The organism is Pseudomonas sp. St316 (assembly GCF_018325905.1).
Lineage (GTDB): Bacteria > Pseudomonadota > Gammaproteobacteria > Pseudomonadales > Pseudomonadaceae > Aquipseudomonas.
The window spans coordinates 1,942,507-1,959,928 of the sequence record NZ_AP021901.1 but is presented as its reverse complement, the minus strand read 5'-3'; the positions used below and the strand labels follow the sequence as shown (position 1 = coordinate 1,959,928).

The 17,422-nt window shown below is 57.7% G+C and carries 17 protein-coding genes and 1 pseudogene; 5 read left to right on the top strand and 13 right to left on the bottom strand.

Annotated elements, in window-relative coordinates; all coding sequences use genetic code 11:
- Positions 1-114: 114 nt before the first annotated feature.
- A pseudogene (locus KI237_RS08860) lies at positions 115-321 on the bottom strand (IS3 family transposase); the annotation flags it as partial.
- A gap of 521 nt (positions 322-842) precedes the next feature.
- Between KI237_RS08860 and KI237_RS08855 the strand changes: the two are divergent.
- A complete protein-coding gene (locus KI237_RS08855) occupies positions 843-1,037 on the top strand; it encodes a hypothetical protein (protein WP_013692859.1) in 195 nt (64 codons plus the stop codon).
- Positions 1,038-1,186: 149 nt separating this feature from the next.
- Here KI237_RS08855 and KI237_RS08850 read toward each other — a convergent pair whose 3' ends face one another.
- Positions 1,187-1,471: a hypothetical protein gene (locus tag KI237_RS08850; protein ID WP_013692858.1), complete on the bottom strand. Its 285-nt coding sequence runs from the start codon at positions 1,469-1,471 to the stop codon at positions 1,187-1,189.
- Positions 1,472-1,815: 344 nt separating this feature from the next.
- On the opposite strand from KI237_RS08850, the gene KI237_RS08845 reads away from it, so the two are divergent.
- The 4 genes from KI237_RS08845 to KI237_RS08830 are packed head-to-tail and all read left to right on the top strand — an operon-like array spanning position 1,816 to position 5,878.
- Positions 1,816-2,757 (top strand): MFS transporter, encoded by a 942-nt coding sequence (locus KI237_RS08845; protein ID WP_014338844.1) that lies wholly within the window; start codon positions 1,816-1,818, stop codon positions 2,755-2,757.
- Between the two features lie 7 nt (positions 2,758-2,764).
- On the top strand, positions 2,765-3,934 hold the full coding sequence (locus KI237_RS08840) for an HlyD family secretion protein (RefSeq protein WP_249410706.1): 1,170 nt from the start codon (positions 2,765-2,767) through the stop codon (positions 3,932-3,934).
- Positions 3,931-5,319 carry an efflux transporter outer membrane subunit gene (locus tag KI237_RS08835; RefSeq protein WP_212799527.1) on the top strand — a complete coding sequence of 463 codons (1,389 nt, stop codon included), beginning with the start codon at positions 3,931-3,933 and terminating at the stop codon, positions 5,317-5,319. Before KI237_RS08840 ends, KI237_RS08835 begins: the two co-directional genes overlap by 4 nt.
- Positions 5,320-5,365: 46 nt before the next feature.
- Complete coding sequence (locus tag KI237_RS08830; RefSeq protein WP_041475991.1) at positions 5,366-5,878, top strand: integrating conjugative element protein; 513 nt, start codon at positions 5,366-5,368, stop codon at positions 5,876-5,878.
- Positions 5,879-5,946: 68 nt separating this feature from the next.
- Here KI237_RS08830 and KI237_RS08825 read toward each other — a convergent pair whose 3' ends face one another.
- From KI237_RS08825 to KI237_RS08775, 11 genes are all read right to left on the bottom strand, one after another.
- Entirely contained in the window at positions 5,947-6,513 is a 567-nt protein-coding gene (locus tag KI237_RS08825) for a TetR/AcrR family transcriptional regulator (RefSeq protein WP_232925609.1), read from the bottom strand.
- Between the two features lie 250 nt (positions 6,514-6,763).
- Positions 6,764-7,969: an MFS transporter gene (locus KI237_RS08820; RefSeq protein WP_014338839.1), complete on the bottom strand. Its 1,206-nt coding sequence runs from the start codon at positions 7,967-7,969 to the stop codon at positions 6,764-6,766.
- Between the two features lie 6 nt (positions 7,970-7,975).
- Positions 7,976-8,833, bottom strand: a complete 858-nt coding sequence (locus KI237_RS08815) for a cache domain-containing protein (RefSeq protein ID WP_014338838.1) — start codon at positions 8,831-8,833, stop codon at positions 7,976-7,978.
- A gap of 88 nt (positions 8,834-8,921) precedes the next feature.
- Positions 8,922-9,782, bottom strand: coding sequence for a pantoate--beta-alanine ligase (gene panC / locus KI237_RS08810; RefSeq protein WP_102617432.1), 861 nt, complete (start codon positions 9,780-9,782; stop codon positions 8,922-8,924).
- A 2-nt stretch (positions 9,783-9,784) separates the two neighbouring features.
- A complete protein-coding gene (locus KI237_RS08805; RefSeq protein ID WP_014338836.1) occupies positions 9,785-10,336 on the bottom strand; it encodes a glutathione peroxidase in 552 nt (183 codons plus the stop codon).
- 24 nt (positions 10,337-10,360) lie between these two features.
- Complete coding sequence (locus KI237_RS08800; protein ID WP_014338835.1) at positions 10,361-11,485, bottom strand: acyl-CoA dehydrogenase family protein; 1,125 nt, start codon at positions 11,483-11,485, stop codon at positions 10,361-10,363.
- 42 nt (positions 11,486-11,527) lie between these two features.
- Complete coding sequence (locus tag KI237_RS08795) at positions 11,528-12,328, bottom strand: crotonase/enoyl-CoA hydratase family protein (protein ID WP_014338834.1); 801 nt, start codon at positions 12,326-12,328, stop codon at positions 11,528-11,530.
- Positions 12,325-13,398: an acyl-CoA dehydrogenase family protein gene (locus tag KI237_RS08790; RefSeq protein WP_014338833.1), complete on the bottom strand. Its 1,074-nt coding sequence runs from the start codon at positions 13,396-13,398 to the stop codon at positions 12,325-12,327. The genes KI237_RS08795 and KI237_RS08790 overlap by 4 nt, the downstream gene beginning before the upstream one ends.
- Positions 13,398-14,546 (bottom strand): acyl-CoA dehydrogenase family protein, encoded by a 1,149-nt coding sequence (locus KI237_RS08785; protein ID WP_034114487.1) that lies wholly within the window; start codon positions 14,544-14,546, stop codon positions 13,398-13,400. The genes KI237_RS08790 and KI237_RS08785 overlap by 1 nt, the downstream gene beginning before the upstream one ends.
- 110 nt (positions 14,547-14,656) lie before the next feature.
- Entirely contained in the window at positions 14,657-15,964 is a 1,308-nt protein-coding gene (locus tag KI237_RS08780) for an amidohydrolase family protein (RefSeq protein WP_014338831.1), read from the bottom strand.
- Positions 15,965-16,077: 113 nt separating this feature from the next.
- Complete coding sequence (locus KI237_RS08775; protein WP_014338830.1) at positions 16,078-17,355, bottom strand: cytochrome P450; 1,278 nt, start codon at positions 17,353-17,355, stop codon at positions 16,078-16,080.
- Positions 17,356-17,422 lie beyond the last annotated feature (67 nt).

Sequence of the window (17,422 nt, the reverse complement as noted above, 5' to 3'; positions counted from 1 at the left end):
GTTCGTGGCGAAACCAAACCTGCCCCATGCACGCTAAGCATTTTGTGGCATGGAAGCTAACGACACGCTCACATTCCCGGCGTTTTTCAAGGTAGTTGTCGCGTCACCGTCTAATTATGCAGCTCTTTTCTCAGCTGGCTGCTCCCGGTCTGGGTTCAGCAGCACCGTGCCTATCGGCTCCCAGTTGCGTGTCTGGCCAGGCCAGCGCTCCGGATTTTTCTCCCTCGCCTGCTTGTACACTACATGACGCCGCGCCAGGATCTTTCGGTCCAACCCTTGGTGGCGTTCGGCCGGGGTCACGAATCGGATTCGGCTAAGCCGGCGGTTGTGGCTGGCTAACCTGGACGGCAGAATGCACCTCTCCGGCCCTCCACTCATCCCGATGCATAGATAGGGTTAAGGGAGCACGCGGTGCCATCGGTCAGTGCAATGGCGTAGAGGTGTGAGTCTATGGGCACAAAGTTAGCATTCAGATGTGTTACGGGCGATCGTTCTCAAGCCCGGCGACGGTAGACCGACGGTGTTGGCATAACCCGATTCAGCATTGCTTGAACCCCAGCGCACGACGGCAACATCTTCGGGTGGTGCCGCGCCCCTCTCCCAAGGGCCGAGGATCTGCAGCACATCAACGCTATTACGACGCTCAGGAGGTGTTTTGCGGTTCAACAGCTTGGCATTGCGCTCAAGGCACCGCTGATCGCGGGGATCGATACCCTTCGCGACCAGCGCCCTTGCTATATCACGCAGAGCGCGAGCATCGCCTACCGCTCGCTTATTCAACCGCACTTTGTTTCCACCCCTTCCGCTGCTACGCTCTTGAGTCCTCGATTGGAGCCAAAACGATGCCCAGCGAATATTCACTTTCTGATGTTCTTGAGCGGCTATATCAAAATAAGCTAGCCCTGGAGGCTGCGGTGATGGAACTGACCTTGAAGGTAGAAAACCAAAGTACAACAGATATTGGCGCCAACGTCCGAGGGGCACTTCACACGATCGGCGAGAACGCCGGACACATCAAACAGGCTTGGCTAAGCTGAGAGCCCAGGCACTGATTAGCGGACCCAACGCACCGGCGAGCTTGGCGGTTATCCTGCTCAGCAGGAAGGCTGGACTTGCCGAAGTGTCAGACTTCCCGCGTGTTGCACGGCGACATCGTGAAGATACGGGCCCTCTCAATCTTTCGTTATCAAAAGCGGCGCACCTTGATAATCCTGCCCGAAGCTATCTTATGCTTGGGCTTGGCCACTCGAATAACCTTGTGCTGACCATCGGCCGTTGTATCAACGAGCACGCCATTCATGACTTCCATCACACTGAGTCCGGCCGCCAGCGTATTGATATAGGCCGCATTAATCGTGCCTTTCGCCATCGCTGGAATTTTCTCCTCCAGCCGGCTCACCAGTTCATCACACAACGGTTGGTTGTCATTTATAATGAGAACCACATCCAAGGCCAGCAAGGAGCCAGCCATCGTGTCATTTCTGCGTTCCGGGACAAGTGCCGCCCTTCCTTGGGATGCACGCAAGGCGTTTGGCCGTCGACGCCGCATAAACCTTCTACGGAACCACCGACACCCCACAGAAGCCCGCCCTCCTCAGCAAGTCCTAATGAATGGCGATTTAAGCCATAGAGAGCGGATTCCAGGGACCACTGTTCTGGCATCGACTGTACGTCTTTGAAGCAGGCCTGGCGCTGTGCAGTCTCGCCGCCGTCGTCGTTCTCAAACTGCCTCCGGGAGAGCGGATCAAAATCTTTGAATCGCTGGACTTCGTAACCTTCGCGCTACTTGCTCCGGGGCTGGCATTGATAGCTGCGGTGCTGGCCCAGGGCCGCGTGCAATGGTGGAACAGCCAGCTATGGATGGGGTATGCGCTGCTCGCATCGGTCATTTTGCTGACCGCTGCCTTCATCATCGAGTACAACCGCAAGAACCCATTGCTGCAAACTCGCTGGCTGGGATCATTGGAGACTTTGCGTTTCGCCATGGGCGCAATGATGTTGCGCTTCATCCTCTCAGAACAGAACTTCGGCGCCGTCGGACTACTACAGACACTTGGTATGGGCGCAGACCAACTGCATTCGTTGTATGCAGTCATGCTTGCAGGTTTGCTGGGAGGTATGTGCACCAGCGCTCTGACGTTCAGTCAGAAGGCGGTGATTCCGCAGATCCTGACGTCCATCGTCCTGATAGGCCTGGGTAGCTTCATGGACGCCGACGCAACCAATCTGACGCGTCCACACGATATGTTCCTCAGCCAGGGACTGCTCTCGTTTGCAGCCGGGATGTTCATGGGGCCGCTGATGCTGATTGGCGTAATGAGCGCCTTGAAAAACGGGCCGCAGTACATGGTCAGTTTTGCCGTGCTGTTCTCTCTCACCCAAAGCATAGGTGGGTTGGCGGGCCCCGCTGCTTTCGGCTCTTTCCAGGTGATGCGCGAAAAATTCCATTCGAGCCAGATCAATGGCCATCTCGACCCGACCAATCCTGTGGTGGCTCAGCGGTTGCAGATCCAGAACCAGATCTACAGCGCGACCCAGACCGACCCTGTTCTACGTCAGGCCCAGGGCATCTCGCAACTGAGCCAGGCAGCCAGCCGTGAAGCCAATGTGCTGGCATTCAATGACGTCTTTCGTGTTATCGGCTTGCTGACCATCAGCTTCTTGAGTTGGTCGCTATTCCACACCGTGCGTGCCGCACGGGCGGCAAAGAAGGCCGAACAGCCCAAGCCCGACATTACCCATCCTGTGACTGTGTGACCCTCTTATGACCCGAAATGACAAAGCCGGAAACGGACAGCCCAACCCGCAGAATCCAGCGACGCAAGACTCCATCTCGGTGGCAGATACTGGCAGTGCGGCCCAGGACCCGCCAAAAATCATAAAGCCCCGACGGGGTACGGTTTTCATAATGATTGGTGTGGCTTTGGCGGGTATTCTGGCGATTCTTTACGCTTGGCAATTCTGGCCTTTCAACAGCGCCATCACCACCACTGAAAACGCCTATGTCCGGGGACAGATAACGGTCATGGCACCTCAGGTCAACGGTTATGTCGCAAAGGTATTGGTGCGCGACTTCGAGGCTGTGCGTCGAGGCCAGACCCTGTTGCAAATCGATGATCGGATTTATCGCCAGCGAGTCGAGCAAGCACAGGCCGACCTTGACGCCCGGAAGGCAGAACTGGACAACTCTGTGCAAACCCAGGCGTCAGACCAGGCGACACTCACCTCTCGAGGGGCGGAACTCTATTCGGCGCAAGCAGAATATGCCCGTGCGCAGGCCGACGAACTGCGGGTCAACGAGTTGGCCTCTCGTGGGTCGGTCTCTGTACGTGAACGCGACCAGATTCGCGCGACCGCTCGGGCCGCCAGTGCGAACGTCAAAAAAGCGCGAGCCGCCATCAACATTGCAGAAGAGACCGTCAAGTCCACCCGTGTTTCACGAGGGGTGCTCCAGGCGCAGGTCAGAACCGCACAAGCGGCTCTTCATCTGGCTGAGATCGATTTGGACAATACACAGATCAGGGCGCCGCGCGACGGCGTTCTCAGCGAGGTATCGGTGCGTCTTGGCCAATATGTATCGGCGGGCTCGCAACTGCTCTACCTGGTGCCGGAACAACTGTGGGTGATCGCCAATTATAAGGAAACCCAGATTCACCATATGCTAGTGGGCCAACCTGTCAGCCTTGATGTGGACGCACTGGACGGCGCACGTCTGACGGGGCGACTCGAACGTTTGGCCCCAGCCACCGGCTCGGAATTCAGCGTCCTGCGTCCGGACAACGCAACAGGCAACTTTACTAAAGTCGCACAACGTATTCCCGTTCGAATAGTCCTGGATCCAGAGCAACCCTTGTTGCACCGGCTGCGTCCAGGCATGTCGGTGATCACCAATGTCGATACCAGCGACACCTCGAAGCGGAGTTCGGCGCCATGAATATCAAAGCGTATGGTGCCCTGCAGTGGATGTCGTTAGGCGCCGCATTCGGCTTGATTGCTTGCGCCCCGGTCAAAACAGCCTCACCCCAGGAGGCCAAAGTATTTGCCCCGACGGCCTGGCGCGCACCCATCGGAGTCCCCGCACCGATATCCGGCACGTGGTGGCAAACGTTCGATGAACCAGCGATTAATGACCTGGTTGAGGCTGCTCTGGCCCATAACACTGACATTCTAGAGGCCATATCCAGAGTTGAAGAAGCCCGACAGCAGATCAGGCTGTCCCACTCAGCGCTGTTGCCGACTCTGGACGGTTCGGTCGGCGGACAAACCAATCGCAGTTTGGGGACTACCGGCATCACCCATACGCGGTCCATACAACCGGAGCTGCAGGCGTCTTATGAACTGGACCTCTGGGGCCGCCTGCGCACCTTGGAAAACGCGGCGCAGATGAGTTATCAGGCAAGCCAGTCTGACAGGGATAACATTCGCCTGTCTGTGGCCAGTACCACCGTGCGGGCCTACATTTCACTGGTGTCCCTGGACACCCAGCTAAAGGTTACCCGAGATACCGCACAATCACGCCGTGACGCATTGCGTGTCGCTGAGGATCGAGCAAACGAAGGCTACACCTCGCAACTGGAACTTACCCAGGCGCAGTCTGAGTACGAATCTGCCGCACAGATGATCCCCGAACTTGAGCAGGCTATCCGTCAGCAAGAGAACGCCATTCGTTTATTAACCGGCACGCTGCCGGGCGATCTACACCGGGGACGAGAGCTTCAAACCCTTACACCGCCCACGGTGCCAGGACTCTTGCCCGCGCAATTGCTGCGCAGGCGCCCTGATATACAGCAGGCCGAACAGTTGGTCGCCGCTGCTGACCTGAAGCTGGATGCACGGCGTGACGAATTCCTCCCCCAAGTGCAACTGTCGAGTGGCATAGGACGGCTTTATGTAAATGCCTTGGATTTCGATCCAGTCAAAGTTTGGGATCTGGGGGCGAGCGTCTTGGCACCGATCTATAGCGCTGGTCGACTCGAAGCCCAAGTCGGGGTCGCCACCGCCCAACGCAATCAAGCGGCTTATTCGTACAGGGCCACTGCGCTCAAAGCTTTTGGTGAAGTTGAAAATTCATTATCTGGCGTCAAACGCCTCGAGGAGCAGATAACGCGAGTGCATGCTCGCCGGGTTACCTTGGCTCGCTCACTGGAAATCGCCAGGGATCGTTACCAAGGGGGCTACTCTTCGTACCTTGAAGTACTGGACGCTCAGCGCAATCTGTTTAACACCGAATTGTCAGCCATTCAGATTCGGGAGAACCAGCTTAAGAACGTGATTTCTCTGTATCAGGCGCTTGGAGGGGGATGGGTGCCGGAAAAATGAACAGGGTCCCAGCAATGAACCCCGCGGTCGAACAGGTCCCATCACCATGAAGCAAATCCCCCTCACCTCTTGTCTCATTCTGATACTGACACCCTTCGCCCTAGCAGAACTGACAGTTGTTGAGGGTCTGCCCGGCGACTTCGCTCAAACCGATCTTCGAGTATTCGATGCTCAGATGAATGGAGGGACACCTAACGGACTTTTCCGTGCCGAGGTCTCCCTGCTATCTGATGAGGCCTGGATGCTACCCATCAGCAGTTCTCGGTTGAGCCCAGGCAAGATCACACCTCGAACCCTGGACATGCCTGGCCTGCCGCCCTTCTTTCTGGTGGGGGACGATCCCAAGTCACTGGCTTGGCTTCAGGAGCGGGGCACAGTCCTGCGCGAGCTGGGTACAGTTGGCCTGGCTGTCGAAGTGGCTGATTTAAAAGCTCTGGCTCGGATTCGCGCAGCCGCTCCCGGGATCACCATTCTCCCGCTCAATGGCAACAGCATCGCAACACGCTTGCAGATCAAGCATTACCCAGTCCTGGTCACTGCCACCTCGCTGGAACAGTGAATCGAGGAAATGGCCTTCGAAACAGAACACCCTGCGAAAGTTTAGATTTTACAGGGGTGACTATCTCATCAAGCGCCCTGCTTTTCTATTGCCTCAAGGTATGCAACCAAGGCGCGTGGCGCCTCGTTTAGAATAAGCAAACTTTTAAAATTATCATTTTCAAATGCTGCGCGACAAAGACCAGCAGGTAACGCCAACATTGCAACCGCATACACTTCACACATTTCGGTACTGACATTAGGAATGCGTAACATAACAACATGACTATAAATTTCTTTGAGCTGTACCTGTAAATCAGAAGCCTGAAGCTGGCCAGCAGAGAAATTCGGGCTGATCATATGCAGAAAATCAGGATTTTTCTCAACATACTCCAGCAATGGAAGCACTAAATGTTTAACTGTATCCGCCGTACTAAATCCAATCCAGGTGGCGGGTTCAATAAGAAGAAGCTCACTGGCAATTTTGCCTAGCGCATCAATATGGCGACGGCCCAATGCGCTCAGGACCTCCTCCTTATCCCTAAAAAAATGATAAAGCGACCCAATGGAAGTACCCGCTTCCTTGGCAATACCATGCATGGTCAGACTGAGCACACCTTTCCCCACCATGAGGCGTGCACAAGCATCCAGAATCATCTCGACACGCTCATGGCCACGCATCTGTTGTGGACGACGTTTGTATCTCGGGGAGGCGGGTGCCTGTGAGTCTGTCATGATCTTCAAAATCGAGAGGGCTTTCCATTATGGCATGGCGTCCAGTCGATCACATCGTCGGCCAGGCAGGCCGCGAACAGGAAGCCTGTGGATCGCTGCGCTCTCAGAGCGTCGAAGGGCTTACTTGCGCATCAGTCATGTCAAACAGAGGGACGCCATTAAGCAAGCCGTATCAATCGCGTATGCGGCCCTTCCGCCAACATAGGCAGAGCGCCACTAGAAACCCGCCTGCTGACATCAGTGCAGCACAGAGAAATATCGCAGCATAGCCAAAACCTGAGGCAACCAGGCCCATCACCGGGCCGGCGATCCCCACTGCAATATCAAAAAATATTGAAAGGGCACTGAGCGCCGAGTTACGGTTCGCGGCCGGAGTGCTCGCCAATGTCTCCACGCCTAGCCCCGGATAGACCCATGACACCCCTATCCCGGTCAACGCCCCGCCGGCAATGGCCAGCGCAGGAGACGGCGCGAGCCATATCAGCAGCATGCCCAAGGTCTGTACAAGCAGGCACCCACCCACCACCTTGTACCCTCTGAATCGCTGCAGTATTCCCGGCGACGACAATCGGGCAACGATAAAACCTGCCCCGAAGCCACTTAGACAGTAGGCGGCGTGATCCCAGCCCAGACTGTCGAAGAACAGTGCGACGAACGCCGTCAGCCCGCCAAACCCCACCGAACTGCAAACCAGGACCAGGCCATTTGGCATGACGGCGAACAGGACTCGATAAAATGCCAGACGGGCGCCTGTCACTAATGGAGCTGACCGCTTGCCCAGAGCCAAAAGCAGGAACATCAGGCCAAGCAACACGGTGCTCAACCCCACACTGGCGATACCCAACGAATTGTGCAGCAGCACACCCAGTGGCGCGCCAACAGCCGTGCCGCCGTAAGCCGCTATTCCGTTCCACGACATGACCTGTGCTGCCCGAGGGGCACCGCATAACCCGATGGCCCAGGTGCAGCAGGGCGTGGAAATCATGGCTGTGGACGCCCCCAACACCAACCTCCCCAGCAGTAATAGTGTCAGGGTCAACCAGGGTTGGGTGTGCAGGAAAATGGCGAGCGCAGTCAGGGTGCCGCTCAACATCAAGCCACTGAACCCACACACCACCGCGTATTTGGCACCCAGGCGATCGGCCACGCCACCAGCCAAGGGGCGGGTCAGGAGCGTCGCCAGGTACTGCGAGCTGATCACCACACCCGCGAAAACCGAGGGCAGGCCCAGGTCATTGAGGACGTAGCCCGGCAACACAGCAAGCGGCAAGCCACTGCATACGTACGAGATAAAGTTGAAGCTGATAATGGACAGAATCATCCAATGGCTACGGGTCGCCTTGTCGCTGCCATGGCTCAAAACACCGATATCACCCATCATTGATCACTTGATTGCATAGCAGCCCACGGCGACGATGTACCCGTTCACCCGCTGCAGAAAAGTCCTCTTGTATTCGTTCTGCCCGGTCATAGGGTTGCGCCACAGATAGGCGATCTCCCCTGTTTCATGGGCGCTCATCTGCTTGAGAATATCCTCGCCAATAGGCTTGCCGTCGGTTGAGCGCAATGACTTGAAGTCGGTGCCGATCAACCGGGGCGAAAAACCGTGAGCGACAAACCGCTGGGTTTTCAGGTCCACCACAAAGGCATAAAGATCATCCCGGGTGAGCTGCTTATCGTGCTGATTAATGAGGCTGAAGGTGGTTTTAGCGTCGTTGGCAACTTGCCCCGAGATTTGGCGCAGCAGTTGTTGTGCCTGTTCCGGGCTCGACCGTGGCATGTAGTAACCCACGGAGATCACCCGATCCTGCACACGCTGATAGAACACCCGTTTGCGCTCGACCTTGGCGTGTTGCCAGTTCCACCAGCGGTATTCGGCGCTATGCACAACGCCGTCATCTGGCTGTGAAATGGCTTGCTGGAATACAGCTTTGAGGTCGTCGTCCAGGAAGCTGACCACCGGTTTGCCGACCAGTGAAACTGAAGGCCCGCCGCTCGCAAGCATTACACCGGAGGTATCTACCACGTAGATGTACAGCTCACCATCGACATAGGCCCCCTGCCGGCTGAACTCGGCTAACGCTGTGTCGCCCTTGGCTTTGTACTCGGCGACAGCTTTTGCCAGCAAGGCTTTGGCACGCTGGGTGTCGGCACCATAGGCATCCGCTGGGGCTTGCTGAGCAACGCCGACTAGAGAGACAAAACACAGGCAAAGCGCAGCGAATGCTCGATAAAGGCCCACTGTCGTTTCCTTTGGTGATCTTTCTGTTTTCACGATGGACTGAGGCCCCCCTTGGGACTGTGTGGTGATGCATTCCGTGATGGTTAATTCAGTCACCCAGGCGAAGATCCACCGTCAAATTATCGATGAGTCGCGTTTTACCGATGCGCGCCGCCACCAGGATCACAAAATGAGTATCAGTGCTTGTCACAGGATTTAAATTCTGGGCATTCCTGACCTCAAAGTACTCCAGCTGAAAACCGGCGTCGCTTATACGTCGACGACATTCCATCAACTGGCCCTCAGCCACCCGACCCTCAACCTGGATAGACGCCGCCATTTGTTGCAGGCATGCATAAAGCACTGGAGCAATGGCACGCTCTCTATCGGTCAGATAACCGTTGCGGGAAGATAACGCCAACCCATCCGGGGCTCGAATGGTCGGAGCAGCGACAATGTCGACTGTCATATTGAGATCCCTGGCCATTGAACGAATGACCGCCAACTGCTGATAGTCCTTCTCCCCGAAAACCGCGACGCTCGGCTGAACGATATTCAGCAATTTGACAACGACCGTAGCCATGCCATCGAAGTGTCCTGGGCGCGCTGCACCGCACAAACCTTCGGAGACGTTCGGCACACTAACAATGGCCTGGTTAAGCATTCCTTCGGGATAGATCTGTTCGACAGCCGGGACAAATAGCGCATCACAGCCAGCGTCGACCAGTTTCTCTCGATCCGCCTCCGGCGTCCGAGGATAGCCGGCCAGATCCTCACTCGCCCCGAACTGGAGTGGATTGACGAAGATACTCGCGACCACATAATCAGCCCGCTGCCTGGCCCAATGAACCAGGGCTATATGACCCTCATGTAAATTGCCCATGGTTGCCACCAGAGCGACTTTCTTGTTTTCACTGCGCGCGCGGGTTACCAACGCGCGAAGTGCACTCACTGTGTCGACCGTCTGCACGCCTAAGCCTCTTTGGCCAACTGTGTATTTATCGCGTCAAGCAACCGAGGGTCATCCGCCGTAACGTCCGGAGCGAAACGCGCAACCACCGCGCCGTGGCGGTCGATCAAAAATTTCTCGAAATTCCACAGCACGTCCGTGGTGTTGGCCGACTCGATGCCATATCCCTTCAACCGCTCACGGAACGGACCGTCACCGATGGCTTCAGGTTGCGAGCCAGTCAGTTGAGTGTAGAGAGGGTGCTGATCCGCGCCGACCACCGAGATTTTCGAGAACAACGGAAAGTGGACGTCATAGTTGACCGAACAGAACTCGACGATTTCCGCGTCGCTCCCCGGCTCCTGTTCCCTGAAGTTATTGGCCGGGAAACCCAACACCTCAAACCCCTGGTCTTTTTTACTTTGGTACAGCTTTTCCAACCCCTCGTATTGCGGGGTCAGGCCGCATTTTGAAGCGACGTTGACCACCAGCAGAACTTTGCCCTGGTAGTCGCCCAGGCGGCTGGCACTGCCATCGTTTTTTTTCAAAGGAATGTCATAAAGGGAGTTATTCATCTGATTGCCTCCTGCGGCAGTACTTCAAAGGGTACGGCCGATAATTTCTTTCATGATTTCCGAGGTGCCGCCGTAGATCCGAGCAACGCGAGCATCTACCCAGGCACGGCTGATCTTGTATTCGCTCATGAAGCCATAACCACCGTGCAATTGCAGGAACTCGTCGAGCAGCTTGCCCTGCATTTCCGACCCCAGTAGCTTGGCCATCGCGGCGATTTCAGGCGTCAACTCACCGCGCATCACCTTGGTCAGGCAGTCGTCAACGAACACCCGCAACATGGTGGCCTGGGCCTTGGCTTCAGCGAGTTTGAAACGGGTGTTCTGGAAGTCGAGCACCGGTTTGCCGAAGACCTTGCGCTCACGGGTATAACCAATGGTTTCCTCCAGCAGCGTGTCGATCGATTGCGCGGCACGGATCGCGATAATCAGGCGCTCCCAGGCCAGTTGATGGGTCAGGTATTTGAACCCCATGCCCTCCTCGCCCAAACGATTGCCGACAGGCACCCGGACTTCATCAAAAAACAGTTCGGCGGTGTCTTGCCCTTTCAGGCCGATCTTTTCCAGCAGGCGTCCCTTGGCGAAGCCGGCACGGTCTTCTTCGACGCAGATCAAGGTCAACTCTTTGGCCGCGGGGTCAATCTTGGTGGCAGTGACCACCAGGCCAGCATTCCCACCGTTGGTGATAAAGGTCTTCTGGCCACTGACAATGTAGTCGTCACCGTCGCGCCGCGCCGAGGTGCGCATGGCCCTCAGGTCACTGCCGATCCCCGGTTCGCTCATGGCGATCACGCCAATCAATTCACCACTGACCATACGCGGCAGCCATTGCTGCTTCTGCTCTTCGCTGCCGTAGGCCACGATATAAGGCGTTACGATTTCCGAGTGGGTGGTGAAACCCACGGCAGTGGCGTTGGCTCGCGCCAGCTCTTCGATCATCACCGCCGAATGACCGAAGTCACCTCCGGGGCCGCCATATTCTTCTGGCACCGTGGAGCACAGCAATCCGTTCTCGCCGGCCTTGAGCCAAACCTCCTTGGGAACGATGCCGTTCTTTTCCCACTCATGCAGGTAAGGCACGATTTCGCGGTCGACGAAGCGGCGGGCCTGATCACGGAACATGTTGTGGTCTTCTCGAAATACGCCACGCATTTTGCTTACTCCAGATCGATTCTTGTTGTGGGCAATGGGTGATCAGCGGTCCTGATAATCGGGATCGCGCTTGTCGACAAAAGCCGCCACCGCCTCTTGATGGTCTTCGGTGTGATGCGCCAGCGCCTGATACGCCGCGGACAATTCCAGCAGCGAATCCAGGCGCATATGTTGGCCTTCACGCAGCAGGCGCTTGCACAGGCGCAACGCATGCCCCGGATTACTGGCGATTCGTCGCGCCAGCGCCTGAGCTTCCGTCTGGAGCGTTTCGTGCGTGCAGACTTGCTCCACCAGGCCCCATTCCAGCGCCTTTGCGGCATCGATGGCATCGCCGGTAAACGCCATGAGACTGGCTTTGGGAATGCCGATGATGCGCGGCAACAGCCAGGCACCGCCGTCCCCGGGAACAATGCCCAGGCGCACGAAACTCTCGGCGAAGATCGCCTTGGGCGCCGCCAGGCGGATGTCGCACATGCACGCCAGATCGAGACCCGCGCCAATCGCCGGGCCGTTTACCGCCGCGATGACTGGAATATCCAGCTCGTAAATCGCCAGGGGAATGCGTTGAATGCCATCGCGGTAGGTATTGCGCAACTCATAGGGCGAACCGGCGAAGATACCGCCACGCTCGTGCATATCCTTGACGTTACCGCCGGCACAGAACGCGCTGCCATTGCCCGTGAGCACCATCACCCGCGCCGACTTGTCGCGCCGCAGTTCCGCACACAGGTCGACAAACTCCTGAATCTGCTCGGGCGTCGTCAGCGCATTGCGGGTATCGGGATGGTTCATGCGCACAGTGACGATGCCGTCCTCGCGCTCGATCTGAAGAAAGTTGCTCATGCCGGGTTACTCGCAGGGCAGATTAAGGATTGCTGGCCGTGGCTGGTCAGCAACGGCCAGTATCCATCGCTGCCTCCCTGGCATATTTGAGCGCCGAAACGTTGACTCCAAACGCTGGCCGATCCGAATTCGCTGCGCCACGCCCACAACCGCCGCGTGAGCAAATGCAGGGGGTACTCCTCGGTAAACCCGATAGCCCCATGCACGGAATGCGCAATGCCGGCGCCAACACTGGCCGCTTCTGCCGTGCTGATTTTCGCGGCAGCAATGGTCAGCGCGGCCAGGCCCCAACGGGACTCTGCAAAGGCGGCCTCGGCGGCAATGCCGGCGGCAGCAGCCTGTTCGGCGAATACCGCCAATTGCTGTTGAATGGCCTGGAACGAACCAATGGCCTTCCCGAACTGTTTGCGTTCGCCGGCGTAGTTGGCGGTCATGTCCAATAGCGCGTGCAAAGCCCCGGCGGTCTGCGCCGCACGCAGCATCGCACCGCCCAGTTCCAGGACATCGGCGTCGAGCCCGGCGGGTAGCGGCGCTTGCGCCAGTACCTGGGCACTGGTGAACCCCAGGTCATCCCGTGGCTCGCCCGCCACATTCAAGCTCGGCGTGAGTTCGCTGGCAGCACTGCGCTCAAGCAACACCACATGTGGGACACCGGTTACGCTATTGGCAATCGCTACCAGCGCTTCGACATTGCGCCCCCAAGGGACCGAATAGGCAGCGCCATGAACGCGCTCGCCATCGAGCACCAGATCAGCGCTGGCCGCCATGCTCAGGGCGCCTGCCCTGCCCTCCAGGCCGGCCTTGCTCAGTAGCCAGTTGGCGAGCAGGGCCTCACCCAATGGCGCGGGCACCGAAAAGCGCCCGGCGGCACGGACCAGCACATACATATCGGCCCAACTGGCTTCAGCACCTCCCAGCGCTTCGGTGACACCCGCCTGGGTAAAGCCCGACTCGTCCAGCGCGGCCCATAATTCGGCCGGCCATTCGCCGCCTTCACAACCCATCACATAAGCCGGCGTCGCCACATCGGCAAACAGGCGTTCAATCGTCGTTTCAAATATCTCGCGCATTATCGCAACCCCAACCCGCGGGCAATGATGCCGCGTAGAATTTCGCGCGTGCCCCCGCGCAGTGAGAATGAGGGCGCCATCTGAGTCAGGTAGGCCAGCACCCGTGCATGTTCGCTGCCGCCGTCTTGCCGTGGTTCGGTTTCCAGTAACAGCTGGGCAACCTCGGGAATTTCCTGCTCAAAGGCATTGCCCAAGTCCTTCACGCAGGAAGCCGCCCAGGCCGGATGCTCACCCGCTGCCAGCTGTGCCGTGACCGACAACGACATATTGCGCAGTGTCAGCAACTTGGCCGAAAGCCGCCCGATCTCCCGCGCCTGTAGCGCATTGGGTGTCTTACCCACCGCGTCAATCAGCGTTTTCAACAAGGCCATGCAACTGAGGAACCGCTCAGGGCCGCTGCGCTCGAAGGCCAGTTCAGCGGTGACCTGGTCCCACCCTTTGCCTTCAGTGCCGATCAAGGCGTCGGCGGGCAGCCGCACATTGTCGAAAAACACTTCGTTGAAGTGCTCGCCACCGGCCAGGTCGCGAATCGGTCGGATGGTGATGCCGGGCAGGCTCAGATCGACGATGAATTGCGACATGCCCTCATGCCTGGCGGCCTGTTTCTCACCGGTACGCACCAGGGCAATCATGTAGTGCGAATGGTGGGCGTTGGTGGTCCAGACCTTCTGGCCATTGACCAGCCAATCATCGCCCTCACGCACCGCAGTGCTTTTGATCGACGCCAGGTCCGAACCGGAATTGGGCTCGCTCATGCCAATGCAGAAGTAGCTTTCACCCCGGCAAATGGCCGGCAGGTAATGCTGTTTTTGCTGCTCGGTGCCGAAACGATTGATCAGCGGCCCGCTTTGCCGGTCGGCGATCCAATGAGCCGATACCGGCGCACCGGCAGCCAGCAACTCTTCGATAATCACATAGCGGGCAAACGGGCTCGCCTGTGCACCGCCGTAGGCGTTGGGCAAGGCCATGCCGACCCAGCCCCTGGCGCCGAGTTTCTTGCTGAACTCGGCGTCGAACCCCATCCAGGACCGCGCACTCAGGGTGGGAGGATAATCGGCCAGCGTGTCGTGAATGAACGCTCGCACCTCTGGGCGAAGCGCTTCCGCCTCGGGAGGAATACTGCTGTAGGAAAATTGACTGATGGCCATATGCGCTCTCTCACGCTCAACACAGGCGCAATCGCTTCGAACGAAGCGACCACAGAACGGCAACCGCTCCACAGCCGCCATTGGCCGGCGACTGTGGGAGCAGCGACAACTTACAACGCGGTTTGCGCGTCAGCCTGGGCGAACATCGCATTGATGTCGCCGGAGGTGACCGGCTTGTTGTCATGGCGACCATGATCGGCGCCGCCCAGGCCCAGGGCAGGCTCGATGCTGACGTGCGTGGCCTGAGCCCGTAGCGCGCCGACCGTGCAGTTTTCCCGGCCATGGATGGAGAACGGATCGAAGGAAAACTCACGCATGGCATTCAAGTGAGTGACCTTGTCGATCATCTCCTTGGGCAGGTGCTGCAACCCTTCCCAGGCGGTTTCCGGCGAGTTTGGCCAGGTGCAGTCGGAGTGCGGGTAATCGCTTTCCCAGGTGACCATCTCGGCGTTCAAGTAATCGAGGTTTTTCAGGCCGAAATTATCTTCGATGAAGCACGTGATGAAGTGCTTGTTGAAAATGTCACTGGGCATTTTTCCGTCGAAATTGGAGTTGGTCCAGGCGTTGTGATGACGGTGGGTGAAGTCAGCCCGCTCCAGCAGGTAAGGAATCCAACCGATACCGCCTTCGGAAAGCGCCATGCGCAGGTCCGGGAATTTTTTCCACATGGGCGCCCAGATCCAGTCGGCGGCGGAGTTGGCGATGGAAATCGGCATGGAGGTAATCCAGGCATCGATGGGTGACAAATCCGATGCGTGGTTGGCTTTTACGCCGGTACCGATGTGACAGCAGATCACCACCTTGTTATCGCTGCAGGCCTTCCACAACGGGTCCCAGTAATCGCTGTGAATCGACGGGTAACCGTGAATGGCCGGGTTATCCGACAGCGATAGCGCGTGCACCCCCTGCTTGGCCAGGCGCTCGACCTCGGCGGCAGCGGCCTTCATGTCCCACCACGGCACGATCATCAGCGGGATGAAACGGCCTGGCGCTGCATTGCACCAGTCATGCAAATGCCAGTCGTTGTAAGCCTGGATGGCCGCCATCGACACGTCACGGTCAGCGTGCACCTGGAAACGTTGCCCGGCAAAACCCGGGAAGGTAGGAAAGCACAATGAACCGAGCACGCCGTTGGCGTTCATATCGTCGACGCGGTCCTTGATACTCCAGGTGCCACGACGCATCTGCTCGTAGCCCAGCGGCTCCATGCCGTATTCCTCTTTGGGTCGGCCGACCACGGAGTTGAGGCCCATGTAGCCAGTGGCCTGCTCCTCGAACACCCAAACATCGCGATCGCCTTTCTTGATCACATGCGGCTCGCGCCCCTTGAAACGGGCAGGCATGTGACGAGCAAAGGCATTTGGCGGCTCGATCGCGTGGTCATCGACACTGACGAGAATCAGATCTTCAACTTTCATTGTTTTCCCCTTCGCATTCGGGCTTGTTGTTGTGCCTGAATCATAGTGCACATCTTGATTTAATTAAACACATTTTTTATTTGTGTTCATATTAAATCAGACCCAAGCGCCCATCAGTCCCACTGCACATGCAGGTAGTGCGGGCCGCGCAGCTGCGCGCCGACGATTTGCGGGCCGGGTTTGCTCGGGTCGAGGCGAATGTTGGGCATGAGGTCGAGGATGGCATTCAGCGCACAGTTGATCTCGGTTTTGGCAACGAACTGACCGATACACATGTGCGGACCGAAGCCGAAGCCGAACGAGGGTTTGGGTTTTCGGTCGATGTCGAATTGATCGGCATTTTCGAACGCCTCTTCATCGCGGTTGGCGGAAGTGACAATGCATTGCACCATCGCCCCCTTAGGGATGGGCACGCCACGAATCTCCAGGTCTTTAGCGGCCTGACGCACCTTGAAAGTAGCCACCGGTTCAAAGCGCACCGCTTCATCGATGGCCTTGTTCACGAGGCTGCGGTCATTGCGCACCCGCTCCAGTACGTCCGGATTTTGCAGAAGCAAGGACATCAAGGTGCCGAAGGTTCGGGTTGTGGTTTCACTGGCAGCCGGAAGCAGCGAACGCACAAAGGTGGCAATCTCATGATCGTCCAGGGAGCGACCCTGGTATTCGGCGTTAATCAGCCGGCTGATCAGATCATCGCCCGATGCCCCGCTTGCGCGACGCTCGGCCACGACTACTTTCACCACATCATACAAGGACTGCGCCGCTTGCATGGCGGCGCCCCGGGCAGCCGCGGCTTTTTCCGGGTCGACTTGCGGACCCGCCAGAATGGCCAGGGCCCAGGCAGCGTATTGCTCGATCTGCTCGGGACGGTCCTCGGGGAAGCCGATCAACGAGTAAATTACCCGGATGGGGAAATACAGCGCGAAATCCATCAGGTCCGCGCCTTTGGCCTGCACCATCGGCTTGAGGTATTCCTCGCGAATCACCCGGTCGATCTTGGTTTCTTTCCAGCGATTCACCGTCTCCGGCATGAAGACCGGCTGCAACAGGTTACGGATGTTCTTGTGGGCATCCCCGTCCATTGCCGTGAGGATCAAGCCATCGAAAAACGCACCCAGCCCTTCCGCGATGAAACCACTCGTGAAGGTGCCGGCGTCACGCATGACAGCCATGACATCGTCGTACTTGAACAATGTGAAGGTCGGTCGACTGGCATCCAGCCCGGCAATCGAGGGCACGCCCAGCCGGGCCATGAAATTGTCTTGCAGCACCGGCGAGTTGGCGCGCATGTCGCGGTAGACCGCGTGCAAGTCGATATCGCTGGTGCCGCGATAATTACTGGCTACGTCAGTAAAAACCTTGACCAGGTCACTCTGTGCGGGTGTGGACATGATCGTCTCCGTAATTTTTGTCATTATTTTTCAAGAAAGCTCGCTTAAGGCCATACTTTACGGCCAA